At 63.9% G+C, this 18,103-nt stretch carries 14 protein-coding genes; 10 read left to right on the forward strand and 4 right to left on the reverse strand.

Annotation, left to right across the window (positions count from 1 at the left end; all coding sequences use genetic code 11):
• Positions 1–38: 38 nt before the first annotated feature.
• The 3 genes from AC3XQU_RS14375 to AC3XQU_RS14385 all read left to right on the forward strand — a co-directional run bounded on the left by AC3XQU_RS14375 (position 39) and on the right by AC3XQU_RS14385 (position 2,056).
• A complete protein-coding gene (locus tag AC3XQU_RS14375; RefSeq protein ID WP_489874839.1) occupies positions 39–1,091 on the forward strand; it encodes an MBL fold metallo-hydrolase in 1,053 nt (350 codons plus the stop codon).
• Between the two features lie 257 nt (positions 1,092–1,348).
• Complete coding sequence (locus tag AC3XQU_RS14380) at positions 1,349–1,765, forward strand: hypothetical protein (protein ID WP_489874840.1); 417 nt, start codon at positions 1,349–1,351, stop codon at positions 1,763–1,765.
• 117 nt (positions 1,766–1,882) lie between these two features.
• Positions 1,883–2,056 (forward strand): hypothetical protein, encoded by a 174-nt coding sequence (locus AC3XQU_RS14385; RefSeq protein WP_171087040.1) that lies wholly within the window; start codon positions 1,883–1,885, stop codon positions 2,054–2,056.
• 16 nt (positions 2,057–2,072) lie between these two features.
• On the opposite strand, the gene AC3XQU_RS14390 is transcribed toward AC3XQU_RS14385, so the two are convergent.
• On the reverse strand, positions 2,073–2,666 hold the full coding sequence (locus tag AC3XQU_RS14390) for a UbiX family flavin prenyltransferase (RefSeq protein WP_489874841.1): 594 nt from the start codon (positions 2,664–2,666) through the stop codon (positions 2,073–2,075).
• Positions 2,667–2,669: 3 nt separating this feature from the next.
• A complete protein-coding gene (gene grxD / locus AC3XQU_RS14395; RefSeq protein WP_489874842.1) occupies positions 2,670–2,984 on the reverse strand; it encodes a Grx4 family monothiol glutaredoxin in 315 nt (104 codons plus the stop codon).
• A 178-nt stretch (positions 2,985–3,162) separates the two neighbouring features.
• Between grxD and AC3XQU_RS14400 the strand changes: the two genes are divergently transcribed.
• Both AC3XQU_RS14400 and AC3XQU_RS14405 read left to right on the forward strand, forming a co-directional pair.
• Positions 3,163–3,474 carry a hypothetical protein gene (locus AC3XQU_RS14400; protein WP_489874843.1) on the forward strand — a complete coding sequence of 104 codons (312 nt, stop codon included), beginning with the start codon at positions 3,163–3,165 and terminating at the stop codon, positions 3,472–3,474.
• Between the two features lie 64 nt (positions 3,475–3,538).
• The gene (locus AC3XQU_RS14405; protein ID WP_489874844.1) at positions 3,539–3,823 is read left to right on the forward strand and encodes a hypothetical protein; all 285 of its coding nucleotides are present in this window, start codon (positions 3,539–3,541) and stop codon (positions 3,821–3,823) included.
• Positions 3,824–3,853: 30 nt separating this feature from the next.
• On the opposite strand, the gene AC3XQU_RS14410 is transcribed toward AC3XQU_RS14405, so the two are convergent.
• Entirely contained in the window at positions 3,854–6,211 is a 2,358-nt protein-coding gene (locus AC3XQU_RS14410) for a Tex family protein (protein ID WP_489874845.1), read from the reverse strand.
• Between the two features lie 264 nt (positions 6,212–6,475).
• On the opposite strand from AC3XQU_RS14410, the gene AC3XQU_RS14415 reads away from it, so the two are divergent.
• Positions 6,476–9,589 carry a DEAD/DEAH box helicase gene (locus AC3XQU_RS14415; RefSeq protein ID WP_489874846.1) on the forward strand — a complete coding sequence of 1,038 codons (3,114 nt, stop codon included), beginning with the start codon at positions 6,476–6,478 and terminating at the stop codon, positions 9,587–9,589.
• A 205-nt stretch (positions 9,590–9,794) separates the two neighbouring features.
• Here AC3XQU_RS14415 and AC3XQU_RS14420 read toward each other — a convergent pair whose 3' ends face one another.
• The gene (locus AC3XQU_RS14420) at positions 9,795–10,043 is read right to left on the reverse strand and encodes a DUF3297 family protein (protein WP_489874847.1); all 249 of its coding nucleotides are present in this window, start codon (positions 10,041–10,043) and stop codon (positions 9,795–9,797) included.
• Positions 10,044–10,195: 152 nt separating this feature from the next.
• On the opposite strand from AC3XQU_RS14420, the gene AC3XQU_RS14425 reads away from it, so the two are divergent.
• The 4 genes from AC3XQU_RS14425 (at position 10,196) to AC3XQU_RS14440 (ending at position 18,086) form a co-directional block, all read left to right on the forward strand.
• The gene (locus tag AC3XQU_RS14425; RefSeq protein ID WP_489874848.1) at positions 10,196–11,365 is read left to right on the forward strand and encodes a PAS domain-containing sensor histidine kinase; all 1,170 of its coding nucleotides are present in this window, start codon (positions 10,196–10,198) and stop codon (positions 11,363–11,365) included.
• Between the two features lie 11 nt (positions 11,366–11,376).
• Entirely contained in the window at positions 11,377–12,057 is a 681-nt protein-coding gene (locus tag AC3XQU_RS14430) for a response regulator transcription factor (RefSeq protein WP_489874849.1), read from the forward strand.
• Positions 12,058–12,336: 279 nt separating this feature from the next.
• Positions 12,337–13,047, forward strand: coding sequence for a transposase (locus AC3XQU_RS14435; protein ID WP_489874850.1), 711 nt, complete (start codon positions 12,337–12,339; stop codon positions 13,045–13,047).
• A gap of 323 nt (positions 13,048–13,370) precedes the next feature.
• Positions 13,371–18,086: a glutamate synthase-related protein gene (locus tag AC3XQU_RS14440; RefSeq protein WP_489874851.1), complete on the forward strand. Its 4,716-nt coding sequence runs from the start codon at positions 13,371–13,373 to the stop codon at positions 18,084–18,086.
• Positions 18,087–18,103 lie beyond the last annotated feature (17 nt).

Here is an 18,103-nt window from a genome sequence, read left to right on the forward strand (position 1 = left end):
GTAGCGCGCCCGCCTTCTCACGAATACGAAAGATTTCCATGAACCCGCTCGAAGCCCAGCTGGCCTATCCTTTCGGCGACACGGTTCCCTTGCCCGGCGTCCTGCACGAGATCGTGCCGGGCCTGGCCTGGATTCGCATGCCGCTGCCGTTCGCGCTGGACCACATCAATCTGTGGCTGCTCAAGGATGAGCGGGAAGGGCGCAGCGGCTGGAGCGTGGTCGATTGCGGCGCCGGCACCGATGCCACGCGCGCGGCATGGGAGCAAGTGCTCACTCATGGCCTGGAGGGTGCGCCCTTGCTGCGCGTGTTCGCCACCCATTGCCATCCGGACCATGTCGGCCTGTCCGGCTGGCTCAGCAAGCGTTTCGACGCGCCGTTCTGGACCACCACGGGAGAGTTCGCGTTTGCGCGCATGATGGCGGCGGCCTTGCCGGGAGTCGATGGCCCGTCGGCCATACCGCATTTCGAGCGCCACGGCCTGACCGATGCCTCCATGCTTGAGCAAATGCGCAGCCGCAAGAATTACTATCCCTCGCTGGTCCCAAGCGTACCGGATGCCTATACTCGCCTGCAGGATGGCGACCGGGTCGGCATCGGCGGCATCGACTGGCGCGTGATCACCGGCTTCGGCCATTCGCCGGAACATGCTTCGCTGTATTCGGACACCTTGAATATCCTGATTTCCGGCGACATGGTGCTGCCGCGGATCTCGACGAATGTCTCCGTCTTCGCGGTCGAACCGGAAGGCAATCCGCTGCAGCTCTATCTCGATTCGCTTGAAAAATTCACAAACTTGCCAGAAAACACATTAGTGCTGCCTTCGCACGGCAAACCCTTCCGTGGATTGCATACCCGCATCGCCCAACTGCGCGACCACCATGCCGCGCGCCTGGCCGAAGTGGTCGCGGCCTGCGCCGAGCCGACATCGGCGGTGGAGATCGTGCCGATCATGTTCCGCCGCCAGCTCGATGCCCACCAGCTGAGTTTCGCCCTGGGAGAGGCACTGGCCCACCTGCACAAGCTGTGGCAGGACGGCGTGCTGCGCCGAACGAAGAATGCGGACGGCGTTATTCGGTTCCAGATTCTGTAACAATTTGTCTTGGAAATCCCGGGTCACGTCCGGACAAATTGCCGCAAATTGTGCGGCACCATCATAAAATTTCCGGTAGGATATATTTTCTCTTACTTATTCACGTGATTCGAGAGTTTTCCCGGTTCAAAAACTGGTGAATTCTATTAAATAATCACATCTTTGTTAATTTTTAAGGGTATGATAATCCGCGAGGCTTCTCAGCAGTAAGAAGCCGGCCGTTCACGGCCATCCGAAAATAATTTGTAAGTATCACAATGAATTCATCCAATGAACGGGAGAGTTTCAGCGAGCGCCTGCAACAAGCGCTGAAGAACGCTCACTACTCGCCCGATAGCCCGACCCGCCTTGCCAGGGAATTCAATATCCGTTTCGAAGGCCGCCCGATCACTGTCCATGCCGCGCGCAAATGGCTGGTCGGCGAAGCCATTCCGACCCAGGAAAAACTGCGCATGATTGCCCAATGGCTGGGCGTGCCTGCCGACTGGCTGCGCTTCGGCGGCGCCGAGAATATCGCTGCCGGCAGCGAAGGTGGGGGCGGCGCCCGCTTCGAGTCCGCCGATGTGAAGCTGATCGCGGACTTGCAGCGCCTCGACGAACACCATCGCCAGCTTGCCCGCGAGTTCATCCGCATGCTGGTGCGCATGAATCACCAGAAGCCAGAGCAAAAATAGTTTCGCAACTGCACGTTTCATGACGTCCGGAACGCACAAATGGCCGGGAGTGGTTCATAATCGGTCAAGTGGCGAGCGGATCCGCTGCCACTGGTCACGTCAAGGAGCAGCTGCCGCATGCGAAACAATTACGCCAATACCGCCCAGCTCAAGGAACTCATGACCGCACCGCCGATGACGGCGGCACGCCATGCCGAAGTGATGCGACAACGCAATGCCAAACGGCGGATGATCGAGGAAGCGCGCGAGGCAAAGAAGGCCGACGACCCGTTCGACAGCGACAAACGCTAGCAGCAAACGCCGGGCGTCAAGCGTCCGGCGTGCCTTTCATGCCGCCCCAGCGCGGGGCGTGGGCGTTGTCGAGCCCGAGCAGGTCGACCGCCCGGTCGACCGTGTGTTCGACCATCTCGTCGATGGTCGCCGGGCGATGGTAAAAGCTCGGCAGCGGCGGGAACACGATCCCGCCCATTTCCGTCACCGCCGTCATATTGCGCAGGTGCGCCAGGTTCAGCGGCGTTTCGCGCACCATCAGCACCAGCCTGCGCCTTTCCTTGAGCATCACATCCGCCGCGCGCGTGACCAGATTGTCCGACAGGCCATGGGCGACGGCCGCCAGGGTTTTCATCGAACAGGGTGCAATGATCATGCCGTCGGTCTGGAACGAACCGCTGGCGATCGAGGCGCCGATCTCGCGGTTGCGGTGGACGACATCGGCCAGGCTTTCGGCGTCGCGCCGCTGCAGGCCGAGTTCCTGGTGCAGGGTGAGGGTAGCGGCGTCGGAAATGACCAGATGGCTTTCGACGCCGGGCATGGCGTGCAGGCGCTTGAGCAGCTGCACGCCATAGGTCGCGCCGGTTGCGCCGGTGATGGCGACGATAATCCGGCGCGGGCGCTCAGCCATCGATCAGCCGTTGTTCAAGAGGGTCTTGAGTTCGCCGGATTCGAACATTTCATTCATGATGTCCGAGCCGCCGATGAATTCGCCGCGCACGTACAGCTGCGGGATGGTTGGCCAGTTCGAATAATCCTTGATGCCCTGGCGGACTTCCGCGTCGTCCAGCACGTTGACGGTGGCGATGTTCTCGACGCCGCAGGCTTTCAGGATCTGGATGGCGCGGCCCGAGAAGCCGCATTGCGGGAACTGGGCAGTTCCTTTCATGAAGAGCACGACCGGGGTATTGGTCACGGTGTCTTTGATCCAGGTTTGAACGTCGCTCATGTTGTTTGCCTTCAGTGAGAATGGGTGAGATGGCGACATTTTATAAGAATTCGGCTGGGCAGACATTGGCAGCCTGCCCTAGCGCCCCAATTCTTTTGCCAATAGTGAAAATTAGCAAGATTCTGCGAGAAAGGCTCCGCTATGATGGGATCCTTGTCCACCGATGCTGGAGCCGATCATGATGAATCACCGAGGCTTTGCCGCCATGCCGACGCCGCTGTTATGGACGCTCGCCGTCTTGTTCGGCGTCCCTGGCCTCTACGACATGGCCACCGAATTCACGGTGGCGCCGCTGGTCGACGTCTTGACGAGCGTGTCGGGACTGGCGCTCGGGGCCTTCCTGCTGTATTGCGCCATGAAAGCGCGCCAGGGCAAGCGGGCCGAACTCGAATCGAGCCGCACGACCATGGTCGGCTACCTGTGCTTCGGCGCGTGCATCCTGTGCTTCATGGCGAAAATCTCGTCGACCGCGGTGCGCGTCTTCGCCTGAGCCATCTTCCGGCCATGGCCGGGTGATATCATCGCGCGGATTCCCTTCACTCCCGGTCCACGCCATGCAACAGCCACCGAAACGCGTTCCTTCCTCGAACGCCAACCTCGTCATCGCCGCCCTGCTCGGCATTCCCGGCATGATCAACCTGGTCGGCGGCTACATGCGCGGCAGCACCGGCGACATCATCTGCGGCATCGCGGCGCTCGCGTATGCGGCGCTGCTCGTGCGCGACGCCATCCACGTCAAGAAGACCGGCATGCCGGCCATGCCGCAGGCGCGCATGCTGCTGATCGGCTTCGGTTGCCTTGCCGTCTACCTGGCGGGGCTGCTGATCAAGCACAGCTAAGGAGCGCACGGCCCAGGCCGCGCTGCCGCTTTACTTGCGCAGCTTGGCGAAGGCTTCCGCCATCGCGCCGCCGGCGGCCGGCGCCGGTTTGTCCTGGCGCTGGCGCTGCTGCTGGGCCAGGCGGCGGCTGTCGTCGCGGTCGCCGCGCTGCTCGGGCTTGCTGCCGGCCTGCGGCGCCGAGTCGGTCAAGCGCATGGTGAGCGCAATGCGCTTGCGCTTGGGGTCCACTTCCAGCACCTTGACCTTCACCACCTGGCCGGCTTTCACCACCGTGTGCGGATCCTTCACGAAGGTGTTCGACAGCGCCGAGATGTGCACCAGGCCATCCTGGTGCACGCCGATGTCGACAAACGCACCGAAGGCCGCCACATTGGTCACCACGCCTTCCAGGATCATGTCCGGACGCAGGTCCGAGATCTCTTCCACGCCTTCCTTGAAGGTGGCGGTGGTGAATTCCGGACGCGGGTCGCGGCCCGGCTTTTCCAGTTCCTTCAGGATGTCGGTGATGGTCGGTACGCCGAACTTTTCATCCGCATACTTGGCCGGGTTGAGCGACTTGACCAGGGCGCTGTCGCCGATCACTGCCTTCATGTCGCGTTTCAGGTCCAGCAGGATCTTCTGCACCAGCGGATAGGATTCCGGGTGGACCGCCGAGGCATCGAGCGGGTTCTCGCCATTCATCACGCGCAGGAAGCCGGCCGCCTGCTCGAAGGTCTTGTCGCCCAGGCGCGGCACGTTCCTCAAAGCCGCGCGCGAGCTAAACGCGCCCTTCATGTCGCGGTAGGACACGATGCTTTGCGCCACGCTCGACGACAGGCCCGAGACGCGCGCCAGCAGCGGCGCCGAAGCGGTGTTCACATCCACGCCCACGGCGTTCACGCAATCCTCCACCACCGCATCGAGCGAGCGCGCGAGCTGGGTTTGCGAGACGTCGTGCTGGTACTGGCCGACGCCGATCGATTTCGGGTCGATCTTGACCAGTTCGGCCAGCGGGTCCTGCAGGCGGCGCGCAATCGAGACTGCCCCCCGGATCGACACGTCCAGGTCCGGCAGTTCGCGCGAAGCGAATTCCGAGGCCGAATACACCGAGGCGCCGGCTTCCGACACGACGATCTTGGTGAGCTTGAGCTCTGGATTCTGCTTGATCAGGTCCTGCGCCAGCTTGTCGGTTTCGCGCGACGCGGTGCCGTTGCCGATCGAGATGAGCGACACATTGTGCCTGGCGGCCAGCTGGCCGAGCACGTGCAGGGAGCCGTCCCAGTCGTTGCGCGGCTGGTGCGGATAAATCGTGGCGGTATCGACCACCTTGCCGGTGGCGTCGACCACTGCCACTTTCACGCCGGTGCGCAGGCCCGGGTCCAGGCCCATGGTCGCGCGCGGGCCGGCGGGCGCCGCCAGCAGCAGCGCTTTCAGGTTACGGGCGAATACCTGGATCGCATCGAGTTCGGCCCTTTCGCGCAGCAGGCCCATCAACTCGGTCTCGATATACATGAAGCTTTTCACGCGCCAGGTCCAGCGCGCGGTGTCGAGCAGCCATTTGTCGGCCGGGCGTCCCGCCGACTTGATGCCGAAAGCGGCGCAGATACGGCTCTCGCACGGGTTGTGCGGCGCATCCCATTTCGGTTTCTCCGCTTCCGTATCCAGGCGCAGGGTCACGTCAAGCATGCCTTCGCGGCGGCCGCGCATCAGGGCCAGCGCGCGGTGCGACGGGATCGTCGACAAGGTCTCGGAGTAGTCGAAATAATCGGCGAACTTCTCGCCCGCGTCTTCCTTGCCGGCGACGACCTTGGATTCGACCACGCCGTGCTCCTGCACGTATTCGCGCAGGGTCTGCAGCAGCGCCGCGTCTTCGGCGAAGCGCTCCATCAGGATCTGGCGCGCCCCGTCGAGCGCCGCTTTCGCGTCCGGCACGCCCGGGTTGGCGCCGCCGTCGTCATTGGTGAAGGCTTCGCGCAGGTAGCTGCTTGCCAGCTCGTCGGGGTTGAGCATCGGGTCGCCCAGCAGGGCGTCGGCCAGCGGCGCCAGGCCCGCTTCGATCGCGATCTGGGCCTTGGTGCGGCGCTTCTGTTTATAGGGCAGGTAGAGGTCTTCGAGACGGGTCTTGTCCTCGGCCAGCGCGATCGCCTGCATCAGCTCCGGCGTCATCTTGTTCTGCTCGGTGATCGACGCGACGATCGATGCGCGCCGGTCTTCTAGTTCGCGCAGGTAGCGCAGGCGCTCTTCCAGCAGGCGCAGCTGGATGTCGTCGAGCCCGCCGGTGGCTTCCTTGCGGTAGCGTGCGATGAAGGGGACGGTCGCGCCTTCATCCAACAGGGCGACGGCGGCGGCCACCTGGGCGGGTTTGGCGGACAGTTCGAGGGCGAGACGTTGTTCGATGGAGGGCAGCATGGTGCTTGGGGCGCGTGTAATCGCGTGGGTCAAAAGGTCAAGCGAACAATCATACGCAAACCGGGCGGATACGCCAGTCTTGACAGCCGCATCCGATCATGCGAGAACAGTCGGCTGTGCGCAACGCATCCGCATGCGAAAAATCTGCGCCCAGTAGCGCGGATGAGTTTTTGTCCGCTACGTGCGATTCCGAACAAAACGGAAGTGCCCGTATGAAGGATAATGGTATTTATTGTCGTTTTTAATACGAACACACGAGACCCAATGCACACAGTCGATGATCACCGCGAGAACGCCGCCGACGCCGTACCAGTCGCCCGCGCTCCCGCACGCGCTCCCGCCCTGCCCGCGCCGGTGGTGAGCTGGCTGCAACGGGTCGAAGCGGCGGCGCATCCGCAGCCGAAGCTCACCGACGAGATCGCCGATCCGAAAGCGGTGCAGTACAAATTCGTCTACGTGATGGCGCCCACCAGCGGCGGCCGGCACGTGGCGATCTGCCTGTGCAAGGCGCGCCTGCGTCCGAACGGCGACGTGGCCGCGGCCAGCCCGGTGAGCGAAGTGTTTTCGCTGCTGTCGGCGCCGCCCGCCTATCTCGAAGGCGAAGACGTCGACCTGGTGCGCTTCTTCATCGCCATGCGCAGCGGGTCGGCGCAGGGCACCAGCGCCACCGAACCAAAAGGCAAGGTCGGTGCGATCCTGCTGCAGATGCTGCTCGAGCAGGGCAAGCTGCTGTGGGCGAACTCGTGGTCCGACATGGCCGGCGGCCTGGTCTACCCGCTGCAGGCCGGCCCGCAGCGCCTGGCCAGCCTGGCCTGGCGCGACGAAGGCCGCATGGCCAGGCTCGGATGGTCGGTGGAACCGGCCAATGGCGCCACGCACAGCGCGGCCGACCAGATCGACTACATGCTGCCGACCGACCCGCCGTGGTATATCGACAACCTGTCGATCGGGCCGCTCGAACTCAACCGCGGCGGCATCGACATCTCGCTGGCCGAACTGCAGGCCCTGGTGGCGCAGGCCCCGACCCTCACCGGCGCCGACAAGAAGCGCGTTTCCCAGCTGCTGCTGGCGCACGGCCTGCAAGGCCTGATGCCGCTGCCGCAGCCGCTCACGCAGCGCCTGCGTAACGATGTCAAGCCGATCCCGCACCTGCTGCTCGATTCGGTGCAGATGGCCGACGGTGGCGCGGCGCGCTGGCAGGACTTCGCCGTGCTGGCCTACGATTACGACGGCCAGCGCGTGTCCTTCGACCCGGCCCAGCGTGTGGTGCGCCAGATCGGCGACGTCACCGAAATCATCGAACGCGACCCGAAGGCCGAAGCCGCGGCGCTCAATACCCTCAACGAACTGGGTTTCCGCAAGCCCGTCATCGCCCCGTTCAACGCCATGGCCGGCGCGCTGGCGCTCGACAGCCAGGCGCACTGGCTGCGCTTTGCCGAAGCCGACCTCGATGCGCTGTCCGACGCCGGCTGGCATGTACAGAAATCCGCCAAGTACCGCTACGACGTGGTGCCGGTCGAAGAGTGGTATGCCCACATCGACGAACCGGCCGAAGCAGGCAATGCCTGGTTCGAGCTGGAGCTGGGCATCATCGTGGCGCGCCAGCGCGTGCCGCTGCTGCCGGTGCTGGTGCAGCTGATCCGCAGCGCCCCGGCCGACTTCGACCCGGCCGTGCTGGCCGCCCACGCGGAAGCCGACCAGATGCTGGCCACCCTGCCGGACGGCGTACGCGTGGCGCTGCCATGGGGACGCCTGAAACCCATCCTGGCCACGCTGGGCGAGCTGTATTTCAATGACAAGATCAAGGGCCGCATCCGCCTCTCGACACTGGACGCGGCGCGCCTGGAAGAACTGGCGCGCGGCCTCGAGCTGCACTGGAGCGGCGGCGAGCGCCTGCGCGAGACCGGCCGCAAGCTGAGCCAGTTCGGCGCGGTGAAAAAGGTCGAGCCGCCAGTCGGGTTGCAGGCGACCCTGCGCGACTACCAGCTCGATGGTTTGTCGTGGATGCAGTTCCTGCGCGAGTACGACCTCGGCGGCATCCTGGCCGACGACATGGGCCTGGGCAAGACGGTGCAGACGCTGGCCCACATCCTGATCGAAAAGGAAGCGGGCAGGCTGACCAGCCCGGCGCTCGTGATCGCGCCGACCAGCCTGATGGCCAACTGGTTCGACGAGGCCGCGCGCTTCGCGCCGAGCCTGAAGGTGCTGCTCCTGCAGGGCAAGGAGCGCATGGACCTGTTCGACCAGATCGACGGCGCCGACATCGTGCTGACCACCTATGCGCTGCTGCCGCGCGACGAGGAAAAGCTGCGCGAGCACCACTATCACCTGGTGATCCTCGACGAATCGCACTACATCAAGAACACCCGCTCCAAGGCGGCGCAGACGGCCGGCTCGCTCGACGCCCAGCACCGCCTGTGCCTGTCCGGCACCCCGCTCGAGAACCACCTGGGCGAGCTGTGGTCGCAGTTCCACTTCCTGCTGCCTGGCCTGCTGGGCGACGAAAAAACCTTCAACAGCCAGTTCCGCCATCCGATCGAACGCCAGGACGACCCGGTGCGCCGCATGCTCCTGAATCGCCGCATCAAGCCTTTCCTGCTGCGCCGTACCAAGGACAACGTGGCCAAGGAATTGCCGCAGAAGACCGAGATGGTGCGCCGCATCGAGCTCTCGGGCCCGCAGCGCGACCTGTACGAAACCGTGCGCCTGGCGATGGACAAGAAGGTGCGCGAAGAGATCGACCGCAAGGGCGTGGCGCGCAGCCAGATCGTCATCCTCGAAGCGCTGCTCAAGCTGCGCCAGGTCTGCTGCGACCCGCGCCTGGTGAAGGCCATGCCGGCCAAGAAGAACACGGCCGCGATCTCGGCCAAGCTCACCGACCTGATGCAGATGGTCGAAGACTTGCTGGGCGAAGGCCGCAAGATCCTCGTGTTCTCGCAGTTCACCAGCATGCTGGCCCTGATCGAAGAAGAACTGCAGCTGCGCGGCATCCGCTACGCGCTGCTGACCGGCGAAACCCGCGACCGTTCGGCGCAGGTGGCGGCCTTCCAGCAGGGCGCCGTGCCGATCTTCCTGATCAGCCTGAAGGCCGGCGGCGTCGGCCTGAATCTCACCGCGGCCGATACCGTGATTCACTACGACCCGTGGTGGAACCCGGCAGCGGAAAACCAGGCCACCGACCGCGCCTGGCGCATCGGGCAAGATAAACCCGTGTTTGTCTATAAGCTGATCGCCAAGGGCACGCTGGAAGAAAAGATCCAGCTGCTGCAGCAGAAGAAGTCGGAACTGGCGCAGTCGATCCTGTCGGAAGGCGAATCGCAGAAGATGGCCCTGACGCAGGAAGATTTGCAGGCGATTTTCGCGCCGCTCGAAGAGTAAGGATACGTTCGCGTATTGTGGTCCGTAGGGTGGGCAGATTCTGCCCACGCGTTCAAATCCTGCTTATTCCGCCTGCGCCTTCATTCGCCCGCTCACTATCACCGCGTGGGCAGGAAACCTGCCCACCCTACAACGCCAACCTGACGCGAACAAAAAAAGGGCTGCCGGTACGAACCGGCAGCCCTTTTTCATTCAGCCTTGCAGCTTACTTATAAAACGCTTCGACCTTGCCTTTCAGCTTGATCAGCATCGGCTTGCCCTTGCGGTCGAGCGTCTTGCCGGCGGCGACCTTGATCCAGCCTTCGCTGAGACAATACTCTTCCACATCGGTGCGATCCTTGTCGTTGAAACGGATCCCGATGTCGTGCTGGAAGACGTCGCGGTTATGGAAAGGGCTGCTCGGGTCGATCGAGAGCCGGTCTGGGAGCGGGGGGAGGGGTGCGGTATCGTTCATAGAGGCGAATTATCTAACAACCGCGCGCACTGTGGCGCATTTTTCGTTCATGCACCACGCATGTCCTCTTGGACCTTCCTATACAAGTAAGCAAAAGGAAGGATATACTGTCTGACAACCTTCATTGTTCCAACGCTAACAGAAAGTGCCCGATGATCTGTAGCACCGATGTTGCCGCCCCTAGCACCACGCCAGCGCCGGATCGCCCGGAACAATCCGCGGCCCGCCTGCCCGTCCCCAGCGAGCAGTTTCGCACCATCGCCGAACTGGCCGGCGACATCGCCTTCAGCATCGACCTGCCTTCGCACACCCTGCGCTACGTCAGCCCGGCTTTCTCCGAGCTGCTCGGCTATCCTGCCGGCGCACTGCAGGCGGCGCTCGCGGGGAGCAGCGCGCACGCGGACCTGTGCGCCCTTGGGGCCTACCTCGCTTCCGGCAGCCACGCGCCGGACGTGCGCAGCGTGCACGACGTCGAGGTATGCAATGCCGACGGCCACCCGGTCGGCCTGCAGGTGATCGCCACCGTGGTGCGCAATGCAGACGGCGGCAGTGCCCTGGTGGGGCAGTTGCGCGACCTGACGCAGCAGCGCGCCGGCTTCGCCGACCAGCGCCGTTTCGCCAGCATGCTGAATCACGAATTCCGTACCCCGCTGGCCACCATCGACGGCGCGATCCAGCGCCTGGAAGCGACCTCGCATGGCGCCGACGAACCGACCCGCCAGCGCTACCGCAAGATCGCGGTCGCAGCCGACCGCCTGATCGCCATGCTCGACGAATACCTGTCGCCGGACCGCATGGCCGCCATCGGCAAGGTGCGCCAGCCGAACACGATCGCGCCCGCCGACCTGCTCGAAGCGGGCGCGAAGCAGGTGCGCGACGCCGGCCGCGAAGCGGCGCTCGATGCAAACGAACTGCCGCCCGCGCTGCGCGGCGAACCGGAAGGCTTGCGGCTGGCATTGAAGGTCCTGGTCGATAACGCATTGCTGTTCTCGCCGCCCGGCACCAGGGTGGCGCTGGGCGCGCGCCGCAGCGGCGGCGGCGTCGAATTCACGGTGCGCGACGAAGGCCCGGGCGTGCCGGCCGACGAAGCGGCGCGGATTTTCGACAAGGGCTACCGCGGCCGCAGTGCAGCAGGTTTGCCGGGCAGCGGGCTTGGACTTTACATGGCACGCTCGATCGTCGACGTCCACGGCGGCATGCTGCGCCTGGGTGCGCACGAGGGCGGCGCCGAATTCCGGCTATGGCTGCCGGCACTGGAGAGCGGCGGGCAACAACGACTTGCCTCATCCAGTCCCAGCAGTGATAATCGGACGGACGAATAACTGGCGCATCCATGACGCAGATACTGATTGTTGAAGACAATGGCGAATACGCAGACGACATGGCCGAGTTCCTGAGGGAGCTCGATCACGACGTCACGATCGCCAAGACCGCGAGCGAAATGTGGGCTGCCCTGACCCGTACCCCGGCAGCGGTGGTGGTGCTGGACCTGGGCCTGCCGGACGAGGATGGTTTCAACGTCATTCCGCGCATGCGCCAGCTCTATCCGGAGATCGGCCTCCTGGTACTCACCGGGCGCGTGGCATTCGATCACCGCATCCTCGGCCTGCGCCTGGGCGCCGACCACTACCTGACCAAGCCGATCAAGTTCCCCGAACTGGCGGCCCACATCGAAGCCCTGGACCGCCGCGTGCGCCCGGCCGACCCGGCCCCGGCGCCGAGCAAGTGGATGCTGCGCGTGAGCGCCCGCCAGCTGGAACTGGCCGGCAAGGTGATCGACCTGACCGAAAAGGAGTGCAACTTCCTGCACCTCCTGACCATCAACACCCGCCCGGTCCCGCGCCACGTCATCGTCGCCGGCATGGGCGGCGAAGACCCGGACGCCAGCCGCCGCGTCGACATGCTGGTCTACCGACTGCGCAAGAAAGCCCGCTCCGGCCTCGGCCAGGACCTCCCCCTGCGCAGCGCCTACGGCGAAGGCTACAGCCTCTCCGCCGGCTTCACCCTCTCCTGACTAATTAGGGTCAGAGTTAAATTGTTGAGCAATTGCCCAAAAACTGACCCTTAATAATGAGGGTCAGAGTGCAATTATTGGCCAATTGCTCAGCAGATAACTAGCGTCAGAGTCGAATTGTTGAGCAATTGCTCTCTCTACAGTCTCTGAAGCGGCCTCAAAAGGCTTTGGCGACTTAATTGGGGACAGAGTCAGTCCATTTTCTCCACGCCTTGCGATTAATTGGGGACAGAGTCAATTTTTCGGCTAGAATTGCCTGCTCGACCGTTGAGCACTCCCATGGCACGCCTTCCCCGACTCATCATCCCGAACCAGCCGCACCACGTCATCCAGCGCGGCAATGACCGGCAGCTCATCTTCCGCGAAGAGGCGGACTATGGGCGCTTCCTGGCCTGGCTGAAGGAGGCGGCGCGCTTTTATCAGGTGGCGATCCATGCCTATGTGCTCATGCCCAACCACATACACCTGCTGGCCACGCCTTCCGACGCGGTCGGCCTGGCGCTGATGATGCAGAAGGTCGGCCGCTTCTACGTCCCCTGGTTCAATAACAAGTACGAGCGCACCGGCGGCCTGTTCGAAGGGCGTTTCCGTACCTCGCTGATCGATACCGAGCACTATTTCCTGGCTTGCAGCCGCTATATCGAGCTCAATCCCGTGCGCGCCAACCTGGTGGCGGGACCGCTCGACTATCCCTGGTCGAGCTATGCCCACCACGCCGGCGTACGCACCGACGGCCTCGTCACCGACCACCTGCTCTACTGGGGCATGGGCAATACGCCCTTCCAGCGCGAAGCGGCCTACACCGAGCTGGTCATGCAGGGCATCCCGCAGGACGAAGTCGATTTCGTCACCACGTCGGTGCTGAAGAACCAGCCGCTCGGGTCCGACGCCTTCAAGAGCGAACTCGAGCGCAAAACCCGGCGCCAGATCCTGCCGGCCAAGCGCGGGCGACCATTCCGGGACCCGCTCCCGCCTTATCCGCAGGCATAAAAGCACGCGCAGCGATTCAACGGCACGGTTTTCCGTGCCGTTTTTATTTTTTCGAGCAACTCCCCTGGCGTTTTGCACAGAGAACGCCAAGTCCCGCTCGTCATAGCGCCCATGCTGCCGGCTTAGGTCTAGCTTATAAATCAAGAAGTTAGCATGAGAAAACGCCCGCGAGTCCAGCCGCGATCGACTCTGTCCCCAATTAATGACATCTGCAAAAAGTTGTCAAACAATTCGACTCTGACCCTAATTAATGTGGTTGCCGATTCTGCTGCATTGCACTATTCTCGATTTCAACCCCCTGAAAATGTTGTGGAGATTGCCTCATGATTGCCCAAGGTTTGTACGATCCCGCCAATGAGCACGATGCCTGCGGCGTTGGCTTCATCGCCCATATCAAGGGCAACAAGTCGCACTCGATCATCGAGCAAGGCCTCCTGATCCTGAAGAACCTCGACCACCGCGGTGCGGTCGGGGCCGATGCGCTGATGGGCGATGGCGCCGGCATCCTGATCCAGATTCCCGACCAGTACTTCCGCGACGAGATGGCCAAGCAGGGCGTCGAGCTGCCGCCTCCCGGCGAGTACGGCGTGGGTATGGTGTTCCTGCCGAAAGAGCACGCTTCCCGCATCGCCTGCGAGCAGGAAATCGAACGCGCCGTACGCATCGAAGGCCAGGTCGTGCTGGGCTGGCGCAACGTGCCGGTGGACGACACCATGCCGATGTCTCCCTTCGTGAAAGCGAAAGAGCCGGTCATCCGCCAGATCTTCATCGGCCGCGGCCCGGACATCATGGTGACCGATGCGCTCGAGCGTAAGCTCTACGTGATCCGCAAGTCCTCCGGCCACGCGATCCAGGCCCTGAAACTCCTGCACGGGAAGGAGTTCTTCGTGCCCTCGATGTCGGCCCGCACCATCGTCTACAAAGGCCTGCTGCTGGCCGACCAGGTGGGCGTCTACTATAAAGACCTGCAGGACCCGCGCTGCATCTCGGCCCTGTCGCTGGTCCACCAGCGCTTCTCGACCAACACCTTCCCGGAGTGGCCGCTGGCCCACCCCTACCGCCTGATCGCCCACAACGGCGAGATCAACACGGTCAAGGGCAACTTCAACTGGACCCGCGCCCGCGAAGGCATGCTCAAGTCCGCGGTGCTGGGCGACGACCTGGGCAAGCTCTTCCCACTGATCTACGAAGGCCAGTCCGACACCGCCTGCTTCGACAATGCGCTCGAGCTGCTGATCATGTCCGGCTACCCGATCGCCCAGGCGATGATGATGATGATCCCGGAAGCCTGGGAAAACCACACGGCGATGGACGACAACCGCCGCGCCTTCTACGAATACCACGCGGCGATGATGGAGCCATGGGACGGCCCGGCCGCGATGGCCTTCACCGACGGGCGCCACATCGGCGGCACCCTGGACCGCAACGGCCTGCGCCCGGCGCGCTACGTCATCACCGAGGACGACTTGGTGGTGATGGCATCGGAGTCGGGCGTGCTGCCTATTCCCGAATCGCGCATCGTCAAGAAATGGCGCCTCCAGCCGGGCAAGATGTTCCTGATCGACCTGGAAGCGGGCCGCATCATCGACGACAAGGAACTGAAGGACACCTATTCGAACGCCAAGCCCTATAAAGCCTGGATCAAGTCGGTGCGCATCAAGCTGAACGAAATCAAGCTCTCGGAAAGCCAGCTGCTGCAGCACCGCGCGAAGGATGCGCAGGGCGAGAAGACCGCGATCCCGCTGCTCGACCGCCAGCAAGCCTTCGGCTATACCCAGGAAGACCTGAAATTCCTGATGGCGCCGATGGCGGTGCTGGGCGAAGAAGCCAACGGCTCGATGGGCAACGACTCGCCCCTGGCCGTGATGTCGAACAAACTCAAACCCCTGTATAACTACTTCAAGCAGCTGTTCGCCCAGGTCACCAACCCGCCGATCGACCCGATCCGCGAGAGCATGGTGATGTCGCTGGTCTCCTTCATCGGTCCCAAGCCCAACCTGCTCGACACGAACAATGTCAACCCGCCGATGCGCCTGGAAGTGGCGCAGCCGGTGCTCGGTGTCGACGACATGGCGCGCCTGCGCTCGATCAGCCTGCACACCGGCGGCAAGTTCAAGTCGTACGAGCTGAACATCTGCTACCCGGTCGCCTGGGGCAAGGAAGGCATCGAAGCCTGCCTGGCTTCGCTGTGCGCGGAAGCGGTCGATGCCGTGAAATCGGGCCACAACATCCTGATCGTCTCGGACCGCAATCTCTCCGAGGAACAGGTCGCGATTCCCGCGCTGCTGGCCACGTCCACCATCCACCAGCACCTGGTCGGACGCGGCCTGCGCGCCTCCACCGGCCTGGTGGTCGAAACCGGTTCGGCGCGCGAGACCCACCACTTCGCGCTGCTGGCCGGTTACGGCGCCGAGGCCGTCCACCCTTACCTGGCGCTGGAAACCCTGGCCGACCTCGCGCACAACCTGCCGCACGAGATGGAAGTCGACAAGGCGATCGCCAACTACACCAAGGCGATCGGCAAGGGCCTGCTGAAGGTGATGTCGAAGATGGGCATCTCCACCTACATGTCCTACTGCGGCGCGCAGATCTTCGAAGCCGTGGGCCTGAACAAGTCGCTGGTCGACAAATACTTCCGCGGCACCTCGTCCACGGTCGAAGGCATCGGCCTGTTCGAAGTGGCCGAGGAAGCACTGCGCCTGCACACGCTGGCCTTCGGCGCCGACCCGGTGCTGGCCAATGCCTTGGACACCGGCGGCGAATACGCCTTCCGCGTGCGCGGCGAAGACCACCTGTGGACGCCGGACGCCATCGCCAAGCTGCAGCACTCGACCCGCGCCAACAGCTTCTCCACCTACAAGGAATACGCGCAGCTGATCAACGACCAGACGCGCCGCCACCTGACCCTGCGCGGCCTGTTCGAGTTCAAGATCGATCCCTCCAAGGCGATCCCTTTGGGCGAAGTCGAACCGGCCAAGGAAATCGTCAAGCGCTTCGCCACCGGCGCCATGTCGCTCGGCTCGATCAGCACCGAAGCCCATGCCACCCTGGCCATTGCCATGAACCGCATCGGCGGCAAGAGCAATACCGGCGAGGGCGGCGAAGACCCGCTGCGCTACGTCAACGAGTTCAAGGGCATCAAGATCAGCAAGGGCGAGACCCTGGCTTCGATCCTGGGCAGCGACCGCGTGGCGGCCGACATTCCTCTGGAAGACGGCGATTCGCTGCGCTCGAAGATCAAGCAGGTGGCCTCGGGCCGTTTCGGCGTCACCGCCGAATACCTGAACTCGGCCGACCAGATCCAGATCAAGATGGCGCAGGGCGCCAAGCCAGGCGAGGGCGGCCAGCTGCCGGGCCACAAGGTGTCCGAATACATCGCCTCCTTGCGTTTCTCGGTGCCGGGCGTGGGCCTGATCTCGCCGCCGCCGCACCACGACATCTATTCGATCGAAGACCTGGCGCAGCTGATCCACGACCTGAAGAACGCCAATCCACGTGCGTCGATTTCGGTAAAACTGGTGTCGGAAGTGGGCATCGGCACCGTCGCCGCCGGCGTTTCGAAGGCCAAGGCCGACCACGTGGTGGTGGCGGGCCACGATGGCGGCACCGGCGCCTCGCCGCTGTCCTCGGTCAAGCATGCCGGCACCCCATGGGAGCTGGGCCTGGCCGAGACTCAGCAGACCTTGGTGCTCAACGGGCTGCGCAGCCGCATCCGCGTACAGGCCGACGGCCAGATGCGCACCGGCCGCGACGTCGTGGTCGCCGCCATGCTGGGCGCCGACGAAGTCGGTTTTGCCACCGCGCCGCTGGTGGTCGAAGGCTGCATCATGATGCGCAAATGCCACCTGAACACCTGCCCGGTGGGCGTGGCCACGCAAGACCCGCTGCTGCGCGCGAAATTCCAGGGCAAGCCCGAGCACGTGGTGAACTACTTCTTCTTCGTGGCCGAGGAAGCGCGCCAGATCATGGCGCAGCTGGGCATCCGCACCTATGACGAATTGATCGGCCGCGCCGATCTGCTGGACAAATCGAAGGCGGTCGGCCACTGGAAGGCGCAGGGCCTGGACTTCTCGAACATCTTCTACCAGCCGAAGGCCGATTCGCCGCGCGCGCTGTTCCACACCGACGAGCAGGACCACGGCCTGGAAAAGGCGCTGGACCACAAGCTGATTGCCCAGGCCAAGGCTGCGCTGGAAAAGGGCGAGCGCGTGTCCTTCATCTCGCCGGTGAAGAACGTCAACCGCACCGTGGGCGCGATGCTGTCGGGCGAAGTGGCCAAGCGCTACGGCCACGCCGGCCTGCCGGACGACACCATCCACATCCAGCTGCAGGGCACGGCGGGCCAGTCCGCAGCGGCCTTCCTGGCCGGCGGCATCACGATGGACCTGGTTGGCGAGGGCAACGATTACGTCGGCAAGGGCCTGTCGGGCGGGCGCATCATCGTGCGGCCGAACACCGAGTTCCGCGGCTGGGCGGTGGACAACATCATCGTCGGGAACACCGTGCTGTATGGCGCGATTTCCGGCGAAGCCTTCTTCAACGGCGTGGCCGGCGAGCGCTTCGCGGTGCGTAACTCGGGCGCCGTGGCGGTGGTCGAGGGCTGCGGCGACCACGGTTGCGAATACATGACCGGCGGGACCGTCGTGGTGCTGGGCGAGACCGGCCGCAACTTCGCGGCGGGCATGTCGGGCGGCGTGGCCTTCGTCTACGACCCGAAGGGCGAGTTCGAAGGCCGCTGCAACACCGCGATGGTGAACCTGGAGCCGGTGCTGCCGACCCGCCAGCAGGGCGACCGCGCCGGCTGGCACAGCCAGACCCGCGAGGGCGAGCGCGAGTCGGACGAAACCATCCTGCGCCGCCTGATCGAACGCCACTTCAAGCACACCGGTTCGACCCGCGCGCGCAACCTGCTCGACGACTGGGGCAACAGCCGCACCAAATTCGTCAAGGTCTTCCCGACCGAGTACAAGCGCGCCCTTGAGGAGATGCACAACTCGAGCATGGAAGAGGCGAACGACAAGATCGAGATGGCGGCGTAAGCCGCAGCGGCACGCCA

The organism is Telluria sp. AZSoR62 (genome assembly GCF_058111565.1).

What these genes read in the sequence shown, in the direction of transcription:
- AC3XQU_RS14375 (WP_489874839.1), top strand. Translation starts at nt 39, where the DNA reads ATGAACCCGCTCGAAGCCCAGCTGGCCTATCCTTTCGGCGACACGGTT.
- AC3XQU_RS14380 (WP_489874840.1), top strand. Translation starts at nt 1,349, where the DNA reads ATGAATTCATCCAATGAACGGGAGAGTTTCAGCGAGCGCCTGCAACAA.
- AC3XQU_RS14385 (WP_171087040.1), top strand. Translation starts at nt 1,883, where the DNA reads ATGCGAAACAATTACGCCAATACCGCCCAGCTCAAGGAACTCATGACC.
- AC3XQU_RS14390 (WP_489874841.1), bottom strand. Translation starts at nt 2,666, where the DNA reads ATGGCTGAGCGCCCGCGCCGGATTATCGTCGCCATCACCGGCGCAACC.
- grxD (WP_489874842.1), bottom strand. Translation starts at nt 2,984, where the DNA reads ATGAGCGACGTTCAAACCTGGATCAAAGACACCGTGACCAATACCCCG.
- AC3XQU_RS14400 (WP_489874843.1), top strand. Translation starts at nt 3,163, where the DNA reads ATGATGAATCACCGAGGCTTTGCCGCCATGCCGACGCCGCTGTTATGG.
- AC3XQU_RS14405 (WP_489874844.1), top strand. Translation starts at nt 3,539, where the DNA reads ATGCAACAGCCACCGAAACGCGTTCCTTCCTCGAACGCCAACCTCGTC.
- AC3XQU_RS14410 (WP_489874845.1), bottom strand. Translation starts at nt 6,211, where the DNA reads ATGCTGCCCTCCATCGAACAACGTCTCGCCCTCGAACTGTCCGCCAAA.
- AC3XQU_RS14415 (WP_489874846.1), top strand. Translation starts at nt 6,476, where the DNA reads ATGCACACAGTCGATGATCACCGCGAGAACGCCGCCGACGCCGTACCA.
- AC3XQU_RS14420 (WP_489874847.1), bottom strand. Translation starts at nt 10,043, where the DNA reads ATGAACGATACCGCACCCCTCCCCCCGCTCCCAGACCGGCTCTCGATC.
- AC3XQU_RS14425 (WP_489874848.1), top strand. Translation starts at nt 10,196, where the DNA reads ATGATCTGTAGCACCGATGTTGCCGCCCCTAGCACCACGCCAGCGCCG.
- AC3XQU_RS14430 (WP_489874849.1), top strand. Translation starts at nt 11,377, where the DNA reads ATGACGCAGATACTGATTGTTGAAGACAATGGCGAATACGCAGACGAC.
- AC3XQU_RS14435 (WP_489874850.1), top strand. Translation starts at nt 12,337, where the DNA reads ATGGCACGCCTTCCCCGACTCATCATCCCGAACCAGCCGCACCACGTC.
- AC3XQU_RS14440 (WP_489874851.1), top strand. Translation starts at nt 13,371, where the DNA reads ATGATTGCCCAAGGTTTGTACGATCCCGCCAATGAGCACGATGCCTGC.